The sequence below is a fragment of the Saccharopolyspora gloriosae genome (assembly GCF_014203325.1).
GTDB classification, from domain to species: domain Bacteria; phylum Actinomycetota; class Actinomycetes; order Mycobacteriales; family Pseudonocardiaceae; genus Saccharopolyspora_C; species Saccharopolyspora_C gloriosae.
Genome location: NZ_JACHIV010000001.1, coordinates 6,435,634 through 6,454,717, shown reverse-complemented (window position 1 = coordinate 6,454,717; position 19,084 = coordinate 6,435,634). Strand labels below are relative to the sequence as shown.

Here is a 19,084-nt window from a genome sequence, read left to right as displayed (position 1 = left end):
GTAGCGGTGATCATCGCCGTTTTGTGCAGTGAGAAGGGAGAAAGCGCACTAGCTCGCCGCGAAAAGTGAACTAGTACGGTGTCCGTGATCGGAGTCGTCGCGAAGGGGGAGCCATGGCACCGGGGACGAGCCCGCCGTACCGCGCGATCGCGGCCGAGATCCGGAAGCGCATCGAATCCGGCGAGCTGGGGCCCGGCGATCGAGTGCCGTCGATCCGGCACCTCGCCCGGCGCTGGGGAGTGGCGGTCGCGACCGCGACCAAGGCCGCCGCGGTGCTCCGGGAAGAAGGCCTCGTCGAACCGAGGAGCGGCTCGGGCACCGTGGTCAGCGCGCGCCCGCGCAGGCAGCCGAGCTCGCCCGCACCCGGACCCGGCGCCGACGAGCCCCCCGAGAAACGGGAGCGGCTGCTCGACGCGGCCATCGCCATCGCCGACGCGGAAGGGCTCGACGCGGTGTCCATGCGGCGGCTCGCCGCCCACCTCGGCGTCGGGCCGATGTCGCTCTACCGCAGCGTCGCGGGCAAGGACGAACTGCTGTTCCGGATGGCGGACCGCGCGTTCGGCGAGATCGTGCTGCCCGCGCACGGGCCACCGGGGTGGCGGGCGAAGCTGGAGCACATCGCCCGGGAGGGGCGGCGGCTGTTCCGCCGGCACCCCTGGTTGCCGCGGGTCGTGTCCTTCACCCGGCCGACTTTCGCGCCGCACATGATGGCGCACACCGAGTGGACGTTGCGCGCGCTCGACGGGCTCGGGCTCCCGATGGAGACGCGGGTGCGCGAAGCGCTGACGCTGCACGCCTTCGTCCTCTCCGCCGCGGCATCGGCGGCGGACGAGACCGACGCCGAGCAGAGCACCGGCGTGCCCCTGGAGAACTGGCGAGCGGCACACCGGCCGCGCGCGCGGCGGATGGTCGGCGGCGACCGGTTCCCGCTGCTGGCGACGATGCCCGAAGCGGTGGTCGACGACGTCGACGCCCTCTTCGAGTACGGACTGGCCCGGCACCTCGACGGCTTCGCCCAACTGATCGAACGTCACCAGCGCTGACCGACTGCCCTCGTCCCCGGCCTGCTGTAGGGGTCGGGTGGCGGAACCGCTGCGGTGCCGGTTGCTCAAGCTGGTCGCTGCTCAGCGGCTTCGCCGCTGACAAGACAACGACCAACTACGCCGCTCACCTGGAAAGACAAGATCGAATACAGGTGGTGAGCGGCGCTCTCCTCCGGCGGTCGGCGTCCCGGCGGTGCGGGTGGCGGCCGGGGGAATCCGGTGCGCGGTTCGCGCGGGGCTTTCGTTGAGCGGAAGGGGAGTGGGGGGTGGGGTGCGGCCGGAGCGGCAGCATCCGGCGGCAACGAGTGCGAACGATCACCGACTCGACGGAGGACGGGCGTGGCTATCGGAATCGACGTTGGACGAGCCGCGCACGCCGGGTGGGTCGTGCCGCTGTGCTGGAGCGCGGTGCTGCTCGACGGGTTCGACCTGGTGGTGCTCGGCAGCGTGCTGCCGACGCTGCTGGACCTCGGCCAATGGGGCCTGACCCCCGCGACCGCCTCGCTCGCCTCCACGGCGGGACTGCTGGGCATGGTCCTGGGCGCGCTCGCCATCGGCACCATCACCGACGTCATCGGCCGGCGCAAAGCGCTGATCCTCTCGGTGATCAGCTTCTCGCTGCTCACCGCGCTGTGCGCCGCCGCGCCGTCGCTACTGATCTTCGGCGGGCTGCGCTTCCTCGCCGGGGTGGGCCTCGGCGGCTGCGTGCCCACCGCGATCGCGCTCGTCACCGAGCATTCGCGGCCCGGCCGCAACGGCGGTGCCAGCACCACGATCATGACCGGCTACCACGTCGGCGCCGTGCTCACAGCCGTGCTCGGCATCCTGGTGCTGCCCTCGCTGGGCTGGCGGTGGATGTTCCTGCTCGGCGCGGCCCCGGCGCTGCTGCTGGTGCCCCTGATGGTGCGCTACCTGCCGGAATCGGAGTCGTTCGAGCGTTCCGCGACCGCCGGAGCCGGACTCCGCGGCGGCCTGGACACCGTCGCCTCGCTGTTCCGCGGCGGCTTCGCGCGCAGCACCCTCGCGTTCTGGATGGCCGCGTTCATGGGCCTGCTGCTGGTGTACGGCCTCAACACCTGGCTCCCGGAGATCATGCGGGCGGCCGGTTATCCGCTCGGCGCGGCCCTCGGACTGCTGCTCACGCTGAACCTGGGCGCCGTGGTCGGGCTCGTCGTCGCCGGGTACGTGGCCGACCGCGCCTCGATCCGGCCGGTGACGGTCGTCTGGTTCGCGGCGGCCGCCGTGTTCCTCGCCGCGCTGAGCATCCGGCTGCCCGGGGCGGGCGTGTACGTGGTGGTGTTCCTCGCCGGGGCGTTCGTGTTCAGCGCCCAGGTGCTCGTCTACGCCTACATCGGCCGCGCGTACCCGGCGGAAGCGCGGGCCACCGGGCTCGGCTGGGCGTCGGGGGTCGGGCGGATCGGGGCGATCTGCGGGCCGCTGCTCGGCGGCGCGCTGCTCACCGCGGGGATCGCCTACCCGTGGGGCTTCTACGCGTACGCGGCGGTCGGCGTGCTCGGAGCGGTCGGGATCGCGCTGGTCCGCACACCGCAACGCGCGGAGGCGGACCTCTGATCTCGGCCTGCGCAGGCGAGCGAACGGTGGCGCCGCTCCGAGCGGCGCCACCGGCTGCCGCTCAGTTCTGCTCGGCGCTCTTCTTGACGCCTTCGACGGTCTGGCGCAGCGCGTCGCGGAGCACCTCGGTGCGGGTGGCGATGAACTGCGCGCCACCGTCCTCCTGCTGGGCGAGGAACTCCTTGATCGGGCCGGTCAGCTCGCGCAGCACGTACCGCTGGGTGAGCCGGGAGCCCGACCCCTCCGGCTCGACCTCGAAGGACCACACGGAGTTGTCGGTGCGCTCCGAACCGGTCAGCACGCCGAAGGCGAAGCGCTTGCCGGGCTCGGCGGCGACGACCTCGCACTCGCTCGACCAGGTGCGGTCGCCGTTGCTGTTGTCCCCGCGGAACCGGGAGCCCACCTCGCCGGGGGCGCCGGTCAGCCACTCGCCGCCGGTGCTCTCCGGGCTCCACTCGCCGAACCGGGTGATGTCGCTGATCAAGGGGTAGATCTGCTCCGGGGCGGCCTCGACGAAGGTCGAGTGGTCCAGAGTCAGCTGGGGTGCGTTCGCATCAGTCACTAGATCGACATTACGCGCGCCGGGCACCCGGCGGAGACGACGACGCGGCGGCACCCAGGAGGGCGCCGCCGCGTCGGTTCGTGCTCAGCGATCCGCGTCGGGACGCGCACCGGGGTTGCGGGACAGCCCGTCCTCGTGCGTCGGGAAGTCCTCCGCCTCGGCGATCGGCAGCTCCTCCGGGCGGCGCGACAGCGCGACCACTGCCACCCCGGCGAGCGCGGCCAGCACCAGCAGCACCCACGGCCACTTGCGCCGCGGCTTCGGAGTCGGGTCGATCCGGGCCGCGAGCTCCTTGCGGGCCTGCTCCGCGTTCTTCGCCAGCCGCTTGCGCGACTTCGCGGTCTTCTTGTCCCAGTCCTTGCGGGTCTTCTCCCACTGCTTGCGCGCCTTGCGGCTGCGCGCGGCGAGGTCCTCGCGGGAGAGCCCGGTGGCCTTCTGGGCGAGCAGCTCCGGCAGGTGCTCCGGCGCGAGCCCGCGCTCGGTGAGCTCCTGCTCCGCGCGGGCGATGTACTGCTTGGTCGCGCTGCGACCCGCCTTGCCCGCTCGGACGGCACCTTCGCGCGCGGTGCGCACCCCCGTGCCGACCGCCCTGCCCACGTTCTCACCAGTTCGGGCCATCGCCTCCACCTCGTCCATCGTGTGCCTCCTTGGCCGGCGTTCACCGGTCGTCCTGCCGTGCCGACGGTAACCGGCATTCGACGATCACCACCAATACTGCACCCAGGCACGTGGTTCCCGCTTTCCGATGGCAGGATGGGTTGCGTGGCTGAAGACAACGGATCGCTCGTCGGGAAGACCGTGACCGCGACCCTGCACACCTCGCAGGGCGACATCCGGGTCGAACTCTTCCCGAACCAGGCGCCGAAAACCGTCGGCAACTTCGTGGGCCTCGCCGAGGGGACCAAGGAGTACACGAACCCGAACGCGCGCGGGGAGCGCTCCGGCCCGTTCTTCGACGGCGTGATCTTCCACCGGGTCATCGACGGCTTCATGATCCAGACCGGCGACCCGACCGGCACCGGCCGCGGCGGCCCCGGCTACGAGTTCGTCGACGAGTTCCACCCGGAGCTGCAGTTCGACAAGCCCTACGTGCTGGGCATGGCCAACCCCGGCCGGCCGAACATGAACGGTTCGCAGTTCTTCATCACCGTGGCGCGCACGCCGCACCTGAACTACAAGCACACGATCTTCGGCGAGGTCGCCGACCAGGAGTCCCGCGAGGTCGTGGACGCCATCGCGCACACCGCGACCGGCGCGCAGGACCGTCCGCTGACCGACGTCGTGATCGAGAAGGTCTCCGTGGAGCTCGGCGAGTGACATGAGCGTTCCCCCCGGTCAACCCGCCGGTCCGGAGGAAGCCGCGCAGCAGCGGGTCTGCGCCAGGCACCCCGACCGCCCGACCGGGCTGCGCTGCACCCGGTGCGAACGCCCCGCCTGCCCGGAGTGCTTGCGCGAAGCCTCCGTCGGTTACCACTGCGTGGACTGCCTGGCGCAGAGCAGCCGCGGTGGCCGCGAGGCCGTGACCGTCGCGGGCGCCCGGATCGGCGGCAAGCCGATCGTGGTGCCGGTGCTGATCGCGCTCAACGTGCTGGCCTACGCCGTGACGGCGATCCAGTCCGGCCACTTCCAGAACTACCTGAGCTCGGACCTGTTCAACCAGTTCTCGCTGTGGCCGGTCGGCGTGGCGGGCGGGCAGTGGATCCGCCTGTTCACCTCGGGATTCCTGCACTTCGGCCCGATCCACCTGCTGCTGAACATGGTGGCCCTGTGGGTCATCGGGCGGGACCTGGAGACGGTGCTGGGGCGGCTGCGCTTCACGGCCGTCTACCTGCTCGCCCTGCTGGGCGGAAGCACCGCGGTGTTCCTGTTCGACGGGCTCGACAGCTCCGTCGCGGGCGCCTCCGGTGCGGTGTACGGGCTGATGGGCGGCATCGCCGTGGCCGCGCTGCGGCTGAAGGTGAGCCTGCGCCCGGTCCTCATCGTGATCGCGCTGAACATCGTGCTGAGCGTGTCGCTGCCCGGCATCTCGCTGCTCGGCCACCTCGGCGGGCTCGTGCTGGGCGGCGCGGCGACGGCGGCCATGGTGTACGCGCCGCGGGAGCGGCGGACGGTCGTGCAGGCCGGTGCGCTCGGCGGGCTGCTGGTGCTGTTGCTGGTGCTGCTGGTCGTCCGCGACGTGCAGCTGGGGGAGTGGATCTGCACTCCCATGCGGTGCATCCCGCAGTGACGTCCGAGCGCCCACGGCGCTTCAGCCCCGCAGTTCCTCCAGAGCCTCGGCGACGTCCTGCGGATCCTCGCCCAGGTCCAGCTTGCCCAGAACGACGAGCTCACCCGACTCGGTGTCCAGCTCCAGCGTCGACGACGTGAGGCCGAGGCGCTGGCGGGAGCGCACCTCGAACCGGACCTGCGACCACGGGTGGTGGCGGGTGCCGGTGAACCCGCGCAGCGCGATGCCCGACGGGTCGGCGCGCAGCCGCGGCCGCAGCACGCTGCCGCAGCCGGAGGCGACGGCCAGCACGACGGTGAGCACGCCGACGAACAGCCGGTCGGCGGGCGCCTCGGCGAGCCACCACCAGACGGCGCTGCACGCGGCGAGCGCCCACCCGCAGCTGATCAGACCGAGCGGAGTCGACCACTCGCGGAAGGTGTTCACGGCCACCTCGGTGGTGTCTCGAACCTGCACCGAACGGAGTTGTCCACAGGAGTTGTCCACACTGGGGATGACTTACACGCGTGTTGTTCGGTGACCCGGGTCCAACGTGCGCGTGAACATCACGAACACGGAAGTGGGACGACGCGCGCGCGGGTTCCGGAATTCGGAACGGCTCAGCGCCAGCGCATCGTCATCAGCAGGCCGACGATGATGAACGAGAAACCGACCGCGAAGTTCCACGCGCCCAGCTCCGCCATGAACGGGATCTGCTCGCCCGCCAGGTAGTTCACGACCAGCCACAGCAAGCCGATCAGCATCACGCCGAGCATCACGACCACGTAGATCGGGTGCGACGGGCCGACCGACTTCGCCTTCACCGGCGTGCGGCGATCCGCGACCGGAGTGGAAGAGGAGTCCTTCTTGCGGACCTTTGACTTCGGCATGATGTCCTCGCCAGGTGGTGCGGGCCGGCAGCGTCCGAGCCTGCTCGGCGGCGGTGAACGCGCCGGGGGTTCCGGAACCGACCGGCGGCGACCCCCGGTCCGCCGCTCCGGGACGGCCCGGCCGACGTATCGGAGCGGGCCTGGCCACGCCAGCGGAACCGATCACGACGCGTCTCGTTCTCCACTCACACGTTAACGTAATCGCGCGCCTGACCGAACACCCCTTCGCCGGTGCGGCACAGGTCGTGATGAGAGGGATACCGTTGGAAACGTCCGAGGTAGTGGCGGCCCCACCGCCGGATCGTCGAGGTGATCGGCTGCGCGGCGGCATTCGGATCGGCGGCGAGGTGTTGATCACCCTCGGGCTGGTGCTGCTGCTGTTCGTCTTCTACGCCGTGTACGTCACCGACTGGTTCAGCGCCCACCGGCAGGCCGAGGCGAGTGATCGACTGCACGCGCGGTGGGACCAGCGCGCACCCGAAGCGCCGCCGGCACCGGCGACGGAGGGGGAGGGGTTCGCCGAGCTTTACATCCCGGCGTTCGGCCCGGACTTCCGCTACACCGTGCTGGAGGGCACCGACGCGAAGACCCTCGCCGCGGGCCCCGGCCACTACGCGGGCACCGCGTTGCCCGGGGAGCAGGGCAACCTCGCGATCGCGGGGCACCGCATCGGCAAGGGCGCCCCGTTCGGCGACCTCGACCGGCTCGCCGCGTGCGATGCGCTGGTCGTGGAGACCGGCACCGACTGGTACGTCTACCGCGTGCTGCCGATGCGCGAGCAGGTCGCGGACTGGGACCCGGCCGCCGATCCGCGGTGCGCGGGAGTCGCCCCGATCGGCGGACCGTACCGGGGCGTGTCCGGGCAGCAGATCGTGCGTCCCGAGCAGGGCGAGGTGATCTACCCGGTGCCGGGCCGACCGCGCGACGCGCTCCCGTCCGACCAGCAGACCCGGCTGATCACGCTCACCACCTGCCACCCGCGGTTCTCCGCGGCTCAGCGGCTGATCGTGCACGGCGTGCTGGTCAAGCAGTACCCGAAGGACCCGGTGCACCGGGAGCTGCGGCCACCCGAGCTGGAGGAGTCCTGATGTACGGCTGGATCTGGCGGCACCTCCCGGGACCCGCACCGGTGAAGATCGTCGAAGCGGTGGTGCTGGTGCTGATGGTGGTGGCGTTGCTGCTGTTCGTGGTGTTCCCGTGGCTGGAACCTCTGTTGCCGTTCAACGACGTCACCACGGTGTGATGCCGCGCCGGTAGGCTGGCGGCGTGCGCGTACTCGTCGTCGACAACTACGACAGCTTCGTCTACAACCTCGTGCAGTACCTCGCCCAGCTGGGCGCGGACTGCGTGGTGCGGCGCAACGACGCCGTCACCGACGAGGACGTGGCCGCCGCCGATGGCATCCTGCTCAGCCCGGGGCCCGGCACGCCGGATCGGGCGGGGCGGTCGATGGAGCTCGTGGAGACCTGCGCCCGGGACCGGCGCCCGCTGTTCGGCGTGTGCCTGGGGCACCAGGCGATCGGCGCGGCCTGGGGCGGTGTCGTCGAGCGCGCCCCGGAACTGCTGCACGGCAAGACCTCGCTGATCGAGCACTCCGGGGCGGGTGTGTTCGCCGGGTTGCCGCAGCCGTTCGTGGCCACCCGCTACCACTCGCTGATCGTGCGCGCGGTGAGCGTGCCCGCGGACTTCGAGGTCACCGCGCACACCGGTAGCGGCATCGTGATGGGCATGCGCCACCGGGAGCTGCCCATCGAGGGCGTGCAGTTCCACCCGGAGTCGGTGCTCACCGACGGCGGGCACCGGATGCTGGCGAACTGGATGGCCGCCGCCGGGCACCCGGTCCGCGCGGAGCTGGTGGACGAGCTGGAGCGCGGCATGCGCTCGCTGGCCGCCGCCGCGCAGCGTTCTTGATCGTCAACGCTGCGCCGAGCAGGGAGAACGCCGGTTCCACGTGAAACCGCGAGGCAGAGTGCGCGCGGTGCGCAACCCCCGCACGTGAGAATGCCCGGAGGGCTCGCGGCGGCGGGTTCGGGCCCCTCGGGTCGAGGGCGAACCGCGCCGGAACCGCGAAGCGCCTCCGGGCACTCCGACGATGCGGCCGTCAGCCGAACGGCGGGAACAGCCCGTCCGAGGTGGGCGGGTTGCTCGTGCTCGGGTTCGAGTCGTACTTGCCGATCTGCAAGGTCACCGTCTGGTTCTTGCCGATCTTCTGGCCTTCCGCGGGCGAGCTGCCGATGACCTTGTCGTCCTTGCTGAGGTCGTCGGTCTCGGTCTCCTGCTCCTGGATGGAGCCGTTCCAACCCATCTGCTTGAGCGCCTTCTCGGCCTCGTCCTTCGACTTGCCGGTCAGCGACGGCATGGTGAGCTGCGCGCCGTTCGAGACGACCAGGGTGATCTCGGAGCCCTTCCGGACGCTCTCGCCCGCCGCCGGGGACTGCTCCAGGACGGTGTTCGCCTCCTGGTCCGAGTCGCGCTCCTCGCGCTTGACCTTGAACCCGGCCGCTTCGAGATTGCTCTTGGCCTGGTCGTAGGACAGGCTGCGCACGTCCGGGACCTGGGACTTCGCGATCTCCTTGCCGACGGTCACGTTGATCGTGGTGCCGCGGGCGGCGCTGTCGCCCTTGCTGTCCCAGTCGACGATCTTGCCGACCAGGTTGCTGTCCTCGACCTCGGTCTCCTGGTCGTCCAGGCCGAGCACGAGCCCGAGGTCGCGCAGCATCGTGGAGGCTTCGCTCTTGTCCTTGCCGTACAGGTCCGGGACGGGGACGAACGCGGGACCGCCGCCTTCGCAGACGGTGAGCCGCTGGTTCTTCTTCACCACCTGGGTGCCGGGAGGCGGCGTCACCTTGACGACCGTGCCGACCTTCTCCGCGGTCGATTCGCACTGGGTGACGTCGAAGAGCCATTGCGACTCGGTCAGCTGGGACCTGGCCGCGCTCGTCGTCATGCCCTCCAGCTGAGGAACGGGCGTCTTCTGCGGCTGCTCCGGACCGGCGAACATGGCGGTCGCCAGCCACGCCACCAGGATGAACACGCCGACGCAGGCCAGGGTGACCAGCGCGATCAGCCAGCTCCGGCGGCGCCTGCCGTCGTCGTCGTCGATCGCCACGGCGGAGGTGGTGCCGGTGTGGCGGTCCGGCGAGCGGTGCCTGCCCGGGCTGAACACCTCGGTCGCCGCGGGCGGCGCCATCATCGCGGTGCGGTCCTCCTCCGACATGATCATCGGAGCCTTCGGCCGCTGCCCGGACAGCACGCGCACCAGGTCGGCGCGCATCTCCGCGGCCGACTGGTAGCGGTTCGCCGGGTTCTTGCTCAGCGCCTTGAGCACCACCGCGTCCAGCGAAGCCGGCACGGTCGAGTTCACGTCGGACGGCTTGCGCGGGTCCTCCCGCACGTGCTGGTAGGCGACCGCGACCGGCGAGTCACCGGTGAACGGCGGCTCCGAGGTCAGCAGCTCGAACAGCACGCAGCCCGCCGCGTACACGTCGGAGCGGGCGTCCACGGACTCACCGCGGGCCTGCTCCGGCGACAGGTACTGGGCGGTGCCGATCACCGCGGCGGTCTGGGTGACCGCGGCCTGGCCGTCGGCGAGCGCCCGCGCGATGCCGAAGTCCATCACCTTCACCGCGCCGGAGCGGGTGATCATGATGTTGGCGGGCTTCACGTCGCGGTGCACGATGCCGTGCCGGTGGCTGAAGTCCAGCGCCGCCGACGCGTCCGCCATGACCTCCATCGCGCGGCGCGGCGGCAGCGGACCCTCGGACTTGACGATGTCGCGCAGCGTCCGGCCGTCCACGTACTCCATGACGATGTACGGGAGCTGGTCGTCTTCGGTGTCCGTCTCGCCGGTGTCGTAGACGGCGACGATCGCCGGGTGGTTCAGCGCGGCGGCGTTCTGCGCCTCGCGGCGGAACCGCAGCTGGAACGTCGGATCACGGGCGAGGTCGGCACGCAGTACCTTGACCGCCACGTCGCGCCCCAGCCGGATGTCCCGGCCGCCGTGCACCTCCGACATACCGCCATAACCGAGCGTGTCCCCGATTTCGTAGCGGTTGTTGAGAAGTCGCGGTGAGCTCATCGATGCGTCGTCCCGATCCTCGTCAATGATCGTCCCATCATGCCGACCCGCAGTGTGCTGCCGATCGCCGCCGTGCGGTGGCGACGACCTGCGTGGTGTGTTCCCGGTTCCGGTGCACCGGAACCGCCGGTCCCGGTTCCCGCCGCCACGGCACGCGTCTCGGCACCGATCCGCGCGCTACCGGGACCAGCGCCCCGGCAGTGCGTGGGCCGGTGCCGTTGCGACCGTCGGGACGCGGCTCCGTCGTGGCGCGCGCAATCCTGTTCGAATCGCCGTAGCGCAGTCTGTCGGATCTGTTCCGAAGAATCCAGAAGCGTCAGCTTCCCGGCGCACCGCCACAGGTCCACGCGAGTGACTCCCATAGTCGCAGAACCGGTTGCGGCGTCTGCCGGTACTCCCGTCGGCGCATCGCCCGGACGCCGTCCGCCGAGCAGCGGGCGCCGCCGCCACCCCGCGAAGCCGATGCCGAGCAGCACCGACCCCGTGGCACCCGGCCCCGGCGTGGGCGACAAGGCCCACACGACGACCCCGAGCACCACGAGCACCACCAGGCCCACCAGCGCGAGCACGACCCACAGCCAGACCCGGGGCCTGCCCGCGGGGGCGGCCGGGTACGGCGCGGGAACCGGGATGCCCGAGGTGGGCGGTCCTGACTGGTGCGGGTGCTGCTGCGGCATCCTGCCCTGCGGCGGGATCACTCCCGGCGGGTAGGTGTTGCCCATCGGCCCCGCCTGCGGGGGCTGCGGCGGCGGGGACGGCGGCCCGACATGCAGCGGGGGCACGCCGCCCGCGGGTGCCCCCACATTCCTCGGTGCCGGTTGCTGGTGGACCACCATCGTCGCCGGCGTCGGGAGCGGTAATCCCGCGCGGACCGCGGCGACCGCCTTCGCGAACTCGCCGCCGGTCCCGTAGCGCCTGCGCGGATCCTTCACGAGCGTCGCCTCGACCAGTGCGCGAGCGCCCGGCGGCACGTCCGGCGGAAGGGGCGGCGCCACTTCGCGGATGTGCATCATCGCGACGGTAACCGCGTTGTCGGACAGGAACGGACGATGCCCCTTGAGACATTCGTAACCCACCACTGCCAGCGAGTACACGTCGCTGGACGGGCTCGCTTCGCTGCCCAGCGCCTGTTCCGGCGCGATGTAGTGCGCGGTGCCCATCACCATGCCGGAGCGGGTCACGGGTGCCGCGTCCGCCGCCTTGGCGATGCCGAAGTCGGTGAGCTTCACCGTCCCGGTCGGGGTGATCAGGATGTTGCCGGGTTTGACGTCGCGGTGCACCAGGCCGCGTTCGTGCGCGGCCTGCAGCGCGTTGCCCGCCTGCTCCAGCATGTCCAGGGTGTGCTCGACGGCGATCCGGCCCTCGCGGGCCAGCACGGCCGCCAGCGGCTCGCCTTCGACCAGTTCCATGACCAGGTAGGCCGTGTCCTCGGGGCCGTCCGGGATGGCGGCGGTCTCGCCGTAGTCGTGCACGGCGGCGATGCCGGGATGGTTCAACGAGGCGGTGGTGCGGGCCTCGGTGCGGAAGCGGTGCAGGAACTCCGCGTCACCGCACAGTTCCGGCTTGAGCACCTTCACCGCGACCGTCCGGTCCAGCCGGACGTCGACGGCCTCCCACACCTCGCCCATTCCGCCCACGGCGATGCGCCGACCCAGCCGGTACCGGTCGGCGAGCAACTGGCCGGAGGTCAGCACGGATCAGCCACCTCCCTGGAGACCCGCCCGGATGACCTCGCGGCCGATGGGGGCCGAGATGGAGCCGCCGGTGGCCTCTGCGCCCTCGTCGCCGCCGTTCTCGACGATGACGGCGACCGCGATCTTCGGGTCCTCGGCGGGCGCGAACGCGACGTACCAGCCGTGCGGCTTGTCGGCCGCGTCGCCGTGCTGGGCGGTGCCGGTCTTGGAGGCGATGTCGATTCCCGAGATCTTGCCGGAGCCCTTGGTGTTCTGCTCCGACTTCAACATCATCTCGCTGATCTGGTTGGCCGCGTTCGCGGAGACGGCCTGGCTCATCTCTTCCGGCTTGAGCTCGTCGATGACCTCCATGTCGGGGGCCCGCGTGCTCTTGACCAGCTGCGGCTTCATCAGCTTGCCGTCGTTGGCGATCGCGGCGGCCATCATCGCGTTCTGCATCGGGGTGACGCGGACGTCGCGCTGGCCGATGCCGCTCTGGTACAGCGAGGCCTGGTCGGACATCGGGCCGAGGTCGGACTTCGCGACCGTCATCGGGATCTGCAGGTCGGTGCTGAAGCCGAACTTCGCGGCCGTCTCGCGCATCTTGTCCGCGCCGACCTTGCCCGCGATCTCGGCGAAGGCGGTGTTGCAGGAGTGCGCGAGCGCCTCGGTGAGGGTGCTGCCCTTGCACGTCTTGCCGCCGTAGTTCGGCAGCGGCGTGCTCGTGTTCGGCAGCGTGATCGAGGCCGCGTCGGTGACCTGGCTGTTCGGCTGGTAGCCGCTGTCGAGCGCGGCAGCCGTGGTGATGAGCTTGAAGGTCGAGCCGGGCGGGTAGATCTCGGAGACCGAGCGGTTGCTCATCGGCGACCCCTCGGCGTTCTCCATCTGCTGCCAGCTCTCGGCCGCGGCGTTGTTGTCGTGCGAGGCCAGCGGGTTCGGGTCGTACGACGGCGAGTTGACCATGCTCAGGATCTCGCCGGTCTTCGGATTCAGGGCGACCACGGACCCCTGGAAGCCCTTCGCGGTCAGCTCGTCGTAGGCGACCTTCTGCATGGCCGGGTTGATCGTCAGCTCCACGTCGCCGCCCGCCGGTGCCCGGCCGGTGATCATGTCCGAGAGCCGGTTGAAGGCGAGGCTGTCGTCGGAGCCGTTGAGGATGGTGTCCATCGCCCGCTCGATGCCGTTGGCGCCGTAGGTCGGCGAGTCGAACCCGGTGACGGGGGCGTACAGCGGCCCGTTCGGATAGGTCCGCTGGAACTTCAGCTCGTCGCCGGTCTCCACCGAGTTCGCCAGCGACTGCCCGCCCGCGATGATCTGACCGCGCTGCTTGGCGTACTCGGCGCGCTGCGTGCGGCCGTTGCCGGGACCGTTGCGCAGGTCATCCGCCTGGATGACCTGCACGTAGGTCACGTTGGCCATCAGCAACAGCACCATGGCCATCATGGCCAGGGCGACTCGTCGTAGCGGCTTGTTCATCGGGGACGTTCCACCAATTCGGTGTGTGCTTCGGCGATCGGGGCCTGCTGCGGTTTCGGCTTCGCCGGCGTCTGCGGCCTGCGGGCCGCGTCGGAGATGCGCAGCAGCATCGCGATCAGGATGTAGTTGGCCAGCAGCGACGAACCGCCGTAGGCGAGGAACGGCGCGGTCAGACCCGTCAGCGGGATCAGGCCGGTGACACCGCCCGCGACCACGAACAGCTGCAGCGCGATGGTGAACGAGAGCCCGCCGCCGAACAGCTTGCCGAAGGAGTCCCGCACCGCGAGCGCGCTGCGCAGGCCGCGCATCATCAGCAGCAGGTACATCATGAAGATCGCGATCAGGCCGATCAGCCCGAGCTCTTCACCCATCGAAGTGATGATGAAGTCGCTGTTGGAGAACGGCACCGTCTCGGGACTGCCGTTGCCCAGGCCGGATCCGCCGATCCCGCCGCTGCCCAGCCCGTACAGCGCCTGCTTGAGCTGGTAGCCGTCCTCGTGGTGCAGCGGGTCCAGCCACACGTTCACCCGCGACTGCACGCGGGTCACGGTCTGGAACGCCAGGAAGGCGCCCAGCGCGAACAGGGACAGCCCGAGCACCACCCAGATCGCGCGCTCGGTGGCGATGTAGAGCATCACCAGCACGATGCCGAAGAACAGCAGCGACGTGCCCAGGTCCTTCTCCAGCACGCCGATGCCGATCGCGGCGACCCAGGCCACCAGCATCGGCATCAGGTCCCGCGGTCGCGGCAGCTCCACGTTGAGGAACTTGCGGCCCGCGGTGGTGAACAGCTCGCGCTTGGACACCAGGAACGACGCGAAGAAGATCATCAGCAGGATCTTGGCGAACTCGCTGGGCTGGACCTGCCCCAGCGGCCCGAACTTGATCCACAGCTTCGCGCCGTTGACCTCGGAGATCGCACTCGGCAGCAGGCCCGGCAGCGCCAGCAGCACCAGCCCGACGAACCCGCAGGTGAAGCTGTACTTCGCCAGCGTGCGGTGGTCCTTGATGAACGCCAGGACCAGCGCGAACAGCACCAGGCTCAGCGCCAGCCAGGCGATCTGCCGCACCGCGTACTCGGTGTCCTTGGCGATGTCGATCCGGTGGATCATCACCAGTCCGAGCCCGTTGAGCAGCGCCACCAGGGGCAAGATCAACGGGTCGGCGTACGGAGCCCACTTGCGCACCGCGAAGTGCGCCGCGCCGAACAGCGCCAGGTAGGCGGCGCCGTAGTAGAACAGCTGGCGCGTGATCGTGTTCTCCTGGCTGATCTCCACCAGCATGATCGCGAAGGTCACGATCACGGCGGAGATCACCAGCAGCACCAGTTCGGTTCCGCGGCGCGTGTTCACCTGCGAAACGGCGCTCGAACCGGTGCCTTCGGAGGTACCCGGCAGCGACATCAGCTCACCGTCCGGCAAGTGACACCGGGTGTCTGCTCCGCCGACGCGAGCGGAGTGTCGGTCGGCGACGGGGGAGCGCCCGGTGCGGGCGGTTCACCCGGAACCGAGGTCTGCCCCGGCGGCGGCGTGTTCGCCGGCGGGTTCTGGTCGTGCGGGGGAGTGTTCGCCGGCGGGGTCGGCTCCGGCTCTTCGCACTGCGGCAGCAGCGCGGTCATCCGCAGCCGCCGCATCGCGTCGCGCGCGGAGTCCAGCCCGTTGACGTCGGTGATCCCGCTGCGCACATCGGTCCGCCGGGCCTCCTGCAGATCGTTGATGCCGATCGGCTGGCAGTCCGGTGCGGATCCCTGCGGGCAGGAGTCCTCGACCTGCCAGCGCAGCGACACACCGACGACGCTGCCCTGGAGGCCTTGGAAGATCACGACGTCATCGGCGTCGTTGACCCCGATGTAGTACTGCTGGAGCAGCCACCAGCGGCCCACCAAGCCCGCTCCCACGAGCACGATGAGCACACCGGCTAGGACGAAGAGTGCACGCAGCCAGCCTCGCCGGTGCGTGCCCCGGTCAGGAGGGGGGGCTGTGTCGTACCGCTGCTGTTGAGGCTTCGGCATGGTGGCCGCGCTCGCGCGGGCCGCCGAAGAGTCGGGCTGCGGGTCCTCCTCTCCGTTTCCCGCGGCGCCCCCGACGATCGGAGCGTCCTCGCCGAATTCGACGTCCACGACGTCCGCGATGATCACGGTGACGTTGTCCGGCCCACCGCCGCGCAACGCCATCTCGATCATGCGGTCGGCGCAGGCCTGCGGATCGGGGATCCGCAGCGCGTCGGCCATCGTCTCCTCGCTGACCGGGCCCGTCAGGCCGTCGGAGCAGAGCAGGTAGCGGTCGCCCGCCCGCGCCTCGCGCACCGCGAGGCTGGGCTCGACCTCATGGCCGGTCAACGCCTTCAGCAGCAGTGAGCGCTGCGGATGGTTGGCGGCCTCCTCCTCGGTGATCCGACCTTCGTCGATCAGCGATTGGACGAAGGTGTCGTCGTGGGTTATCTGGGAAAGCTCGCCGTCGCGGACCATGTAGGCGCGCGAGTCACCGATGTGCACCAGCCCCAGCTTGCTGCCCGCGAACAAGACCGCGGTCAGCGTCGTCCCCATACCGTCGAGGTCGGGGTCCTGGGATACGAGCTCGGAGATCGCACCGTTTCCGGACAGCACTGCTTGACGCAGGTGCCCGAGCAGGTCGTCACCGGGTTCGTCGTCGTCGAGCGGCGCCAGCGCCGCGATGACGACCTTGCTGGCGACCTCACCGGCGGCATGGCCTCCCATGCCGTCCGCGAGGGCGAGAAGTCGTGGGCCGGCGTAGACCGAGTCCTGGTTGTTCGAGCGCACCAGGCCGCGGTCGCTGCGGGCAGCGTAGTGAAGGACGAGGGTCATGAGCGCAGCTCGATCACCGTCTTGCCGATTTTGATCGGAACGCCGAGCGGGACCTTGGTGGCTCCCGTGACCTTCGCCCGATCGAGGTATGTGCCGTTAGTGGAGCCTAGATCCTCCACGTACCAGTCGGTGCCGCGGAGCGACAACCGTGCGTGCCGGGTCGACGCGAAGTCGTCGTCCAGCACCAACGTGGAGTCGTCGGCTCGGCCGATCATGATCGGCCGACCTTCGAGCGAAATGCGGGTGCCCGCGAGGGGACCGTGCGTCACGACCATCTGGCGTGGCGCCTTGCTCTTGCCGCGGGCCTGCTTGCTCGACGTCTTACCCGCCCCCGGCATCGACACCCGCATGCCGGAGGCGGAATACAGATCGGAACGAACCACGCGAAGCGCGGCCAGCACGAACAACCAGAGCAGGGCGAGGAACCCTGCTCTGGTCAGCTGAATCACCAGCTCTGGCACTTGTTGTGAACGCTCCTACTCCGTCTTGTGAGCCGGGGCTCAGCCCTGGCTGCGGAACACCAACGACGAATGGCCGACACGGATCACGTCGCCATCCGCCAGCTGCCAAGTCTGCACCGGAGTGCCGTTGACCGTGGTGCCGTTCGTCGAACCGAGATCCGCCAGCATCGCCGACATGCCGTCCCAGGTGATCTCGATGTGCTTGCGGGACACACCGGTGTCGGGAAGCCGGAACTGGCCTTCCTGACCGCGACCGATCACGTTCGAACCGTGCTGCAGCGTGTACGACCGGTTGGACCCGTCGTCGAGCTGGAGCATCGCCGTCTGCTGGCGTGCGTCCGGATATCCGCCCGGAGCGCTCGGCGGGTAGGCCCCGCCGGGCTGACCGAAGCCCTGATCGAATCCCGGCTGCGGCGGCTGAGCATAGCCCTGGTCGAAACCGGGCTGCTGCTGGCCATAGCCCTGGCCCTGGTCGTAACCGGGCTGCTGGCCGTAACCGGGGTCGTAACCCTGCGGCTGGCCGTAGCCCTGGTCGTAGCCGGGCTGCTGCGGGAAGCCGCCGGGCGTGCTCGGCGGGTAGCCCCCACCGGGCTGCTGCGGCTGGCCGTAACCCGGCTGCGGCGGCTGGCCGTAGCCCTGGTCGTAACCGGGCTGCGGCGGCTGGCCGTAACCCTGGTCGTAACCGGGCTGCTGGCCGTAACCCGGCTGCTGGCCGTAGCCCTGGTCGTAGCCCGGCTGCGGCGGCTGCTGGCCGTAGCCCGGCTGCTGCTGGCCGTAACCCTGGTCGTAACCGGGCTGCTGGCCGTAGCCGTAGTTGGGGTCCTGCCCGTACTGGCCTTGGCCGTAGCCCTGGTCGTAGCCGTACTGCCCTTGCTGCTGGCCGTACGGATCTCCCTGGGGATAGTGGCCCGGTGGCTGGCTCATGGGTCGGTCTCCTGCGGTACGAGGTGTTGCCGTCCGTCGGTTGATGTCGGGGTCGACGGACGACTTGATACGAAACTGTCCCGTGTGCAGCGTCTCAGAGCGCTCCAGGGAGACTACGACGTCACCATATGTGTCCCACCCCTGCTCGGTGAGGTGCTCCTGAACGCAGTCGGTGAGGAGGTCGGTCACCCGGGCCTCATCACCTGTGAGCCGCTCGTGATCGGACGGGCTCAGGAGCACAACGTAGTGGTTGCACGCCAGTAGCCGGCCCCCCGCGAGCTCGCGCAGCTGGACTTCAGCCTCACGCTGCAAGTCCTGCGCGACCTCTTGCGGAACCACCTTCCCGCCGAACACACGCGCGAAGCCATTGCCGACCATGCCTTCGAGCTTGCGCTCGAAGCGCTGCACGAGGCCCACGACGATCCCCTCCACGCGTACGACTCCGACGCCCATCGTATCTGGGCCGACGGGGCGGGACACCGACCAGTTCCCAACTCGTGCCACCCCCGCCGCGGGAGGCCTGTCGGCGGGTGCTAATCTTTCCCAGCCAGCACGACGGGGCGCGGAACACCAGCCAGGTGGAACGGACCCCCGGTGCAGACGGTCGGAGCAGGGCAAGATACGCTTTGATCAGCCACGGGCGAGTGGCGGAATGGCAGACGCGCACGGTTCAGGTCCGTGTGTCCGTAAGGACGTGAGGGTTCAACTCCCTCCTCGCCCACTCCCGAAGGGCCCCACCGGAATCCGGTGGGGCCCTTCGTCATGTCCGGGGCATCGCCGCTCGCTCGGGCGGTGGAACGCCGGTTCGCGGCGAATGTCCGATCTTCGCGGTGGGGCTCGTCATGGTTCGCGGAGAGCGAAGTTCGCGCGGCCGGGCGTGGCGCGCCGCGGCCCGGGAGACGGCCGATCGTCGAGCTGGGCCGATCGGCGGCGTCGACTGGGACGAAAGCCCGCACCGGGGCCTCCTGCACCGCAGGTCGGTGACCGAGCCGGAGTGGTGTGGCGTTGCTGACAGGTCGCCGTCCGCGTCACGCGTTCCAGGTGACTTCGCAGGGCTGGTGGGGGCGGACCGAGTCGGTGCAGTCGTGGCAGCGGTCGGTGATCGCGTCGATGGCCGCGCCGCGGCCGGCGAACGGCACCTTGATCCAGCGGTGGCAGACGGTCGGCAGCAGCTGCCCGCCGGGGAAGGTGCCGGGGGCGAACTCCACCGCGTGCCGGACCTTCGCACCTGGTCCTACCAGCCAATACACCGTTTCCCGCATCGTGCCTCCCCTGCCGCTCGCGGTGCGGGCCACGCTAATCGGGACGTTGAAGGATCAATAGGTATCGGTGGAGTGAACCGGCCCGTCTCGGATAGTGATCGGCGGCGTGGATC

Annotated in this window: 19 protein-coding genes and 1 tRNA gene; 8 read left to right on the top strand and 12 right to left on the bottom strand. The window is 70.2% G+C overall.

Translation table 11 applies throughout. The features are described 5' to 3' along the window. Window positions 1-113 precede the first annotated feature (113 nt). Together BJ969_RS28070 and BJ969_RS28065 are read left to right on the top strand one after the other, a co-directional pair. Window positions 114-1,043 (top strand): TetR/AcrR family transcriptional regulator, encoded by a 930-nt coding sequence (locus tag BJ969_RS28070; RefSeq protein WP_184483984.1) that lies wholly within the window; start codon window positions 114-116, stop codon window positions 1,041-1,043. A 339-nt stretch (window positions 1,044-1,382) separates the two neighbouring features. After that, the gene (locus tag BJ969_RS28065; RefSeq protein ID WP_343071638.1) at window positions 1,383-2,615 is read left to right on the top strand and encodes an MFS transporter; all 1,233 of its coding nucleotides are present in this window, start codon (window positions 1,383-1,385) and stop codon (window positions 2,613-2,615) included. Between the two features lie 61 nt (window positions 2,616-2,676). Here the strand turns inward: BJ969_RS28065 and BJ969_RS28060 are convergent, their stop codons facing one another. Both BJ969_RS28060 and BJ969_RS28055 read right to left on the bottom strand, forming a co-directional pair. Further along, a complete protein-coding gene (locus tag BJ969_RS28060; protein ID WP_184483981.1) occupies window positions 2,677-3,177 on the bottom strand; it encodes an SRPBCC family protein in 501 nt (166 codons plus the stop codon). Between the two features lie 84 nt (window positions 3,178-3,261). After that, window positions 3,262-3,813 (bottom strand): hypothetical protein, encoded by a 552-nt coding sequence (locus tag BJ969_RS28055; RefSeq protein WP_184483978.1) that lies wholly within the window; start codon window positions 3,811-3,813, stop codon window positions 3,262-3,264. Window positions 3,814-3,930: 117 nt separating this feature from the next. Here BJ969_RS28055 and BJ969_RS28050 point away from each other — a divergent pair, with 117 nt between their 5' ends. Both BJ969_RS28050 and BJ969_RS28045 read left to right on the top strand, forming a co-directional pair. Then, complete coding sequence (locus BJ969_RS28050) at window positions 3,931-4,494, top strand: peptidylprolyl isomerase (RefSeq protein WP_184483975.1); 564 nt, start codon at window positions 3,931-3,933, stop codon at window positions 4,492-4,494. A gap of 1 nt (window position 4,495) precedes the next feature. Next, window positions 4,496-5,404 carry a rhomboid family intramembrane serine protease gene (locus BJ969_RS28045; protein ID WP_184483973.1) on the top strand — a complete coding sequence of 303 codons (909 nt, stop codon included), beginning with the start codon at window positions 4,496-4,498 and terminating at the stop codon, window positions 5,402-5,404. A 21-nt stretch (window positions 5,405-5,425) separates the two neighbouring features. Here BJ969_RS28045 and BJ969_RS28040 read toward each other — a convergent pair whose 3' ends face one another. Beyond that, window positions 5,426-5,860 (bottom strand): PH domain-containing protein, encoded by a 435-nt coding sequence (locus BJ969_RS28040; RefSeq protein ID WP_343071637.1) that lies wholly within the window; start codon window positions 5,858-5,860, stop codon window positions 5,426-5,428. Window positions 5,861-6,003: 143 nt separating this feature from the next. Beyond that, on the bottom strand, window positions 6,004-6,273 hold the full coding sequence (gene crgA, locus BJ969_RS28035) for a cell division protein CrgA (protein ID WP_184483971.1): 270 nt from the start codon (window positions 6,271-6,273) through the stop codon (window positions 6,004-6,006). 263 nt (window positions 6,274-6,536) lie between these two features. Between crgA and BJ969_RS28030 the strand changes: the two genes are divergently transcribed. The 3 genes from BJ969_RS28030 to BJ969_RS28020 are packed head-to-tail and all read left to right on the top strand — an operon-like array spanning window position 6,537 to window position 8,184. Further along, a complete protein-coding gene (locus tag BJ969_RS28030; protein WP_246457116.1) occupies window positions 6,537-7,361 on the top strand; it encodes a class E sortase in 825 nt (274 codons plus the stop codon). After that, window positions 7,361-7,516 (top strand): hypothetical protein, encoded by a 156-nt coding sequence (locus BJ969_RS28025; protein ID WP_184483968.1) that lies wholly within the window; start codon window positions 7,361-7,363, stop codon window positions 7,514-7,516. The genes BJ969_RS28030 and BJ969_RS28025 overlap by 1 nt, the downstream gene beginning before the upstream one ends. Before the next feature lie 23 nt (window positions 7,517-7,539). Continuing rightward, a complete protein-coding gene (locus tag BJ969_RS28020) occupies window positions 7,540-8,184 on the top strand; it encodes an aminodeoxychorismate/anthranilate synthase component II (RefSeq protein WP_184483966.1) in 645 nt (214 codons plus the stop codon). Between the two features lie 190 nt (window positions 8,185-8,374). On the opposite strand, the gene pknB is transcribed toward BJ969_RS28020, so the two are convergent. Genes pknB through BJ969_RS27985 form a run of 7 tightly spaced genes read right to left on the bottom strand, consistent with a single transcriptional unit; the run spans window position 8,375 to window position 18,126 of the window. Then, window positions 8,375-10,351, bottom strand: coding sequence for a Stk1 family PASTA domain-containing Ser/Thr kinase (gene pknB / locus BJ969_RS28015; protein ID WP_184483964.1), 1,977 nt, complete (start codon window positions 10,349-10,351; stop codon window positions 8,375-8,377). Beyond that, window positions 10,348-12,045: a serine/threonine-protein kinase gene (locus tag BJ969_RS28010; RefSeq protein ID WP_425503587.1), complete on the bottom strand. Its 1,698-nt coding sequence runs from the start codon at window positions 12,043-12,045 to the stop codon at window positions 10,348-10,350. Before BJ969_RS28010 ends, pknB begins: the two co-directional genes overlap by 4 nt. Window positions 12,046-12,048: 3 nt before the next feature. Continuing rightward, on the bottom strand, window positions 12,049-13,500 hold the full coding sequence (locus BJ969_RS28005) for a peptidoglycan D,D-transpeptidase FtsI family protein (RefSeq protein WP_184483962.1): 1,452 nt from the start codon (window positions 13,498-13,500) through the stop codon (window positions 12,049-12,051). After that, entirely contained in the window at window positions 13,497-14,903 is a 1,407-nt protein-coding gene (locus BJ969_RS28000; protein WP_184483960.1) for an FtsW/RodA/SpoVE family cell cycle protein, read from the bottom strand. Before BJ969_RS28000 ends, BJ969_RS28005 begins: the two co-directional genes overlap by 4 nt. Then, the gene (locus tag BJ969_RS27995; RefSeq protein ID WP_184483958.1) at window positions 14,903-16,324 is read right to left on the bottom strand and encodes a PP2C family protein-serine/threonine phosphatase; all 1,422 of its coding nucleotides are present in this window, start codon (window positions 16,322-16,324) and stop codon (window positions 14,903-14,905) included. The genes BJ969_RS28000 and BJ969_RS27995 overlap by 1 nt, the downstream gene beginning before the upstream one ends. Beyond that, window positions 16,321-16,785, bottom strand: a complete 465-nt coding sequence (locus tag BJ969_RS27990; protein ID WP_184483956.1) for an FHA domain-containing protein FhaB/FipA — start codon at window positions 16,783-16,785, stop codon at window positions 16,321-16,323. Before BJ969_RS27990 ends, BJ969_RS27995 begins: the two co-directional genes overlap by 4 nt. A 39-nt stretch (window positions 16,786-16,824) precedes the next feature. Then, window positions 16,825-18,126, bottom strand: coding sequence for an FHA domain-containing protein (locus BJ969_RS27985; RefSeq protein WP_343071735.1), 1,302 nt, complete (start codon window positions 18,124-18,126; stop codon window positions 16,825-16,827). Window positions 18,127-18,347: 221 nt separating this feature from the next. Between BJ969_RS27985 and BJ969_RS27980 the strand changes: the two genes are divergently transcribed. Continuing rightward, window positions 18,348-18,430: transfer RNA gene (locus BJ969_RS27980), tRNA-Leu, on the top strand. 307 nt (window positions 18,431-18,737) lie between these two features. On the opposite strand, the gene BJ969_RS27975 is transcribed toward BJ969_RS27980, so the two are convergent. Further along, on the bottom strand, window positions 18,738-18,971 hold the full coding sequence (locus BJ969_RS27975) for a hypothetical protein (RefSeq protein WP_184483954.1): 234 nt from the start codon (window positions 18,969-18,971) through the stop codon (window positions 18,738-18,740). Window positions 18,972-19,084 lie beyond the last annotated feature (113 nt).

Bases quoted from the DNA above. Each gene is read 5' to 3' on its own strand.
- BJ969_RS28070 (WP_184483984.1), top strand. From the start codon at position 114: ATGGCACCGGGGACGAGCCCGCCGTACCGCGCGATCGCGGCCGAGATC.
- BJ969_RS28055 (WP_184483978.1), bottom strand. From the start codon at position 3,813: ATGGACGAGGTGGAGGCGATGGCCCGAACTGGTGAGAACGTGGGCAGG.
- BJ969_RS28050 (WP_184483975.1), top strand. From the start codon at position 3,931: ATGGGTTGCGTGGCTGAAGACAACGGATCGCTCGTCGGGAAGACCGTG.
- BJ969_RS28045 (WP_184483973.1), top strand. From the start codon at position 4,496: ATGAGCGTTCCCCCCGGTCAACCCGCCGGTCCGGAGGAAGCCGCGCAG.
- crgA (WP_184483971.1), bottom strand. From the start codon at position 6,273: ATGCCGAAGTCAAAGGTCCGCAAGAAGGACTCCTCTTCCACTCCGGTC.
- BJ969_RS28025 (WP_184483968.1), top strand. From the start codon at position 7,361: ATGTACGGCTGGATCTGGCGGCACCTCCCGGGACCCGCACCGGTGAAG.
- pknB (WP_184483964.1), bottom strand. From the start codon at position 10,351: ATGAGCTCACCGCGACTTCTCAACAACCGCTACGAAATCGGGGACACG.
- BJ969_RS28005 (WP_184483962.1), bottom strand. From the start codon at position 13,500: ATGAACAAGCCGCTACGACGAGTCGCCCTGGCCATGATGGCCATGGTG.
- BJ969_RS28000 (WP_184483960.1), bottom strand. From the start codon at position 14,903: ATGTCGCTGCCGGGTACCTCCGAAGGCACCGGTTCGAGCGCCGTTTCG.
- BJ969_RS27995 (WP_184483958.1), bottom strand. From the start codon at position 16,324: ATGACCCTCGTCCTTCACTACGCTGCCCGCAGCGACCGCGGCCTGGTG.
- BJ969_RS27975 (WP_184483954.1), bottom strand. From the start codon at position 18,971: ATGCGGGAAACGGTGTATTGGCTGGTAGGACCAGGTGCGAAGGTCCGG.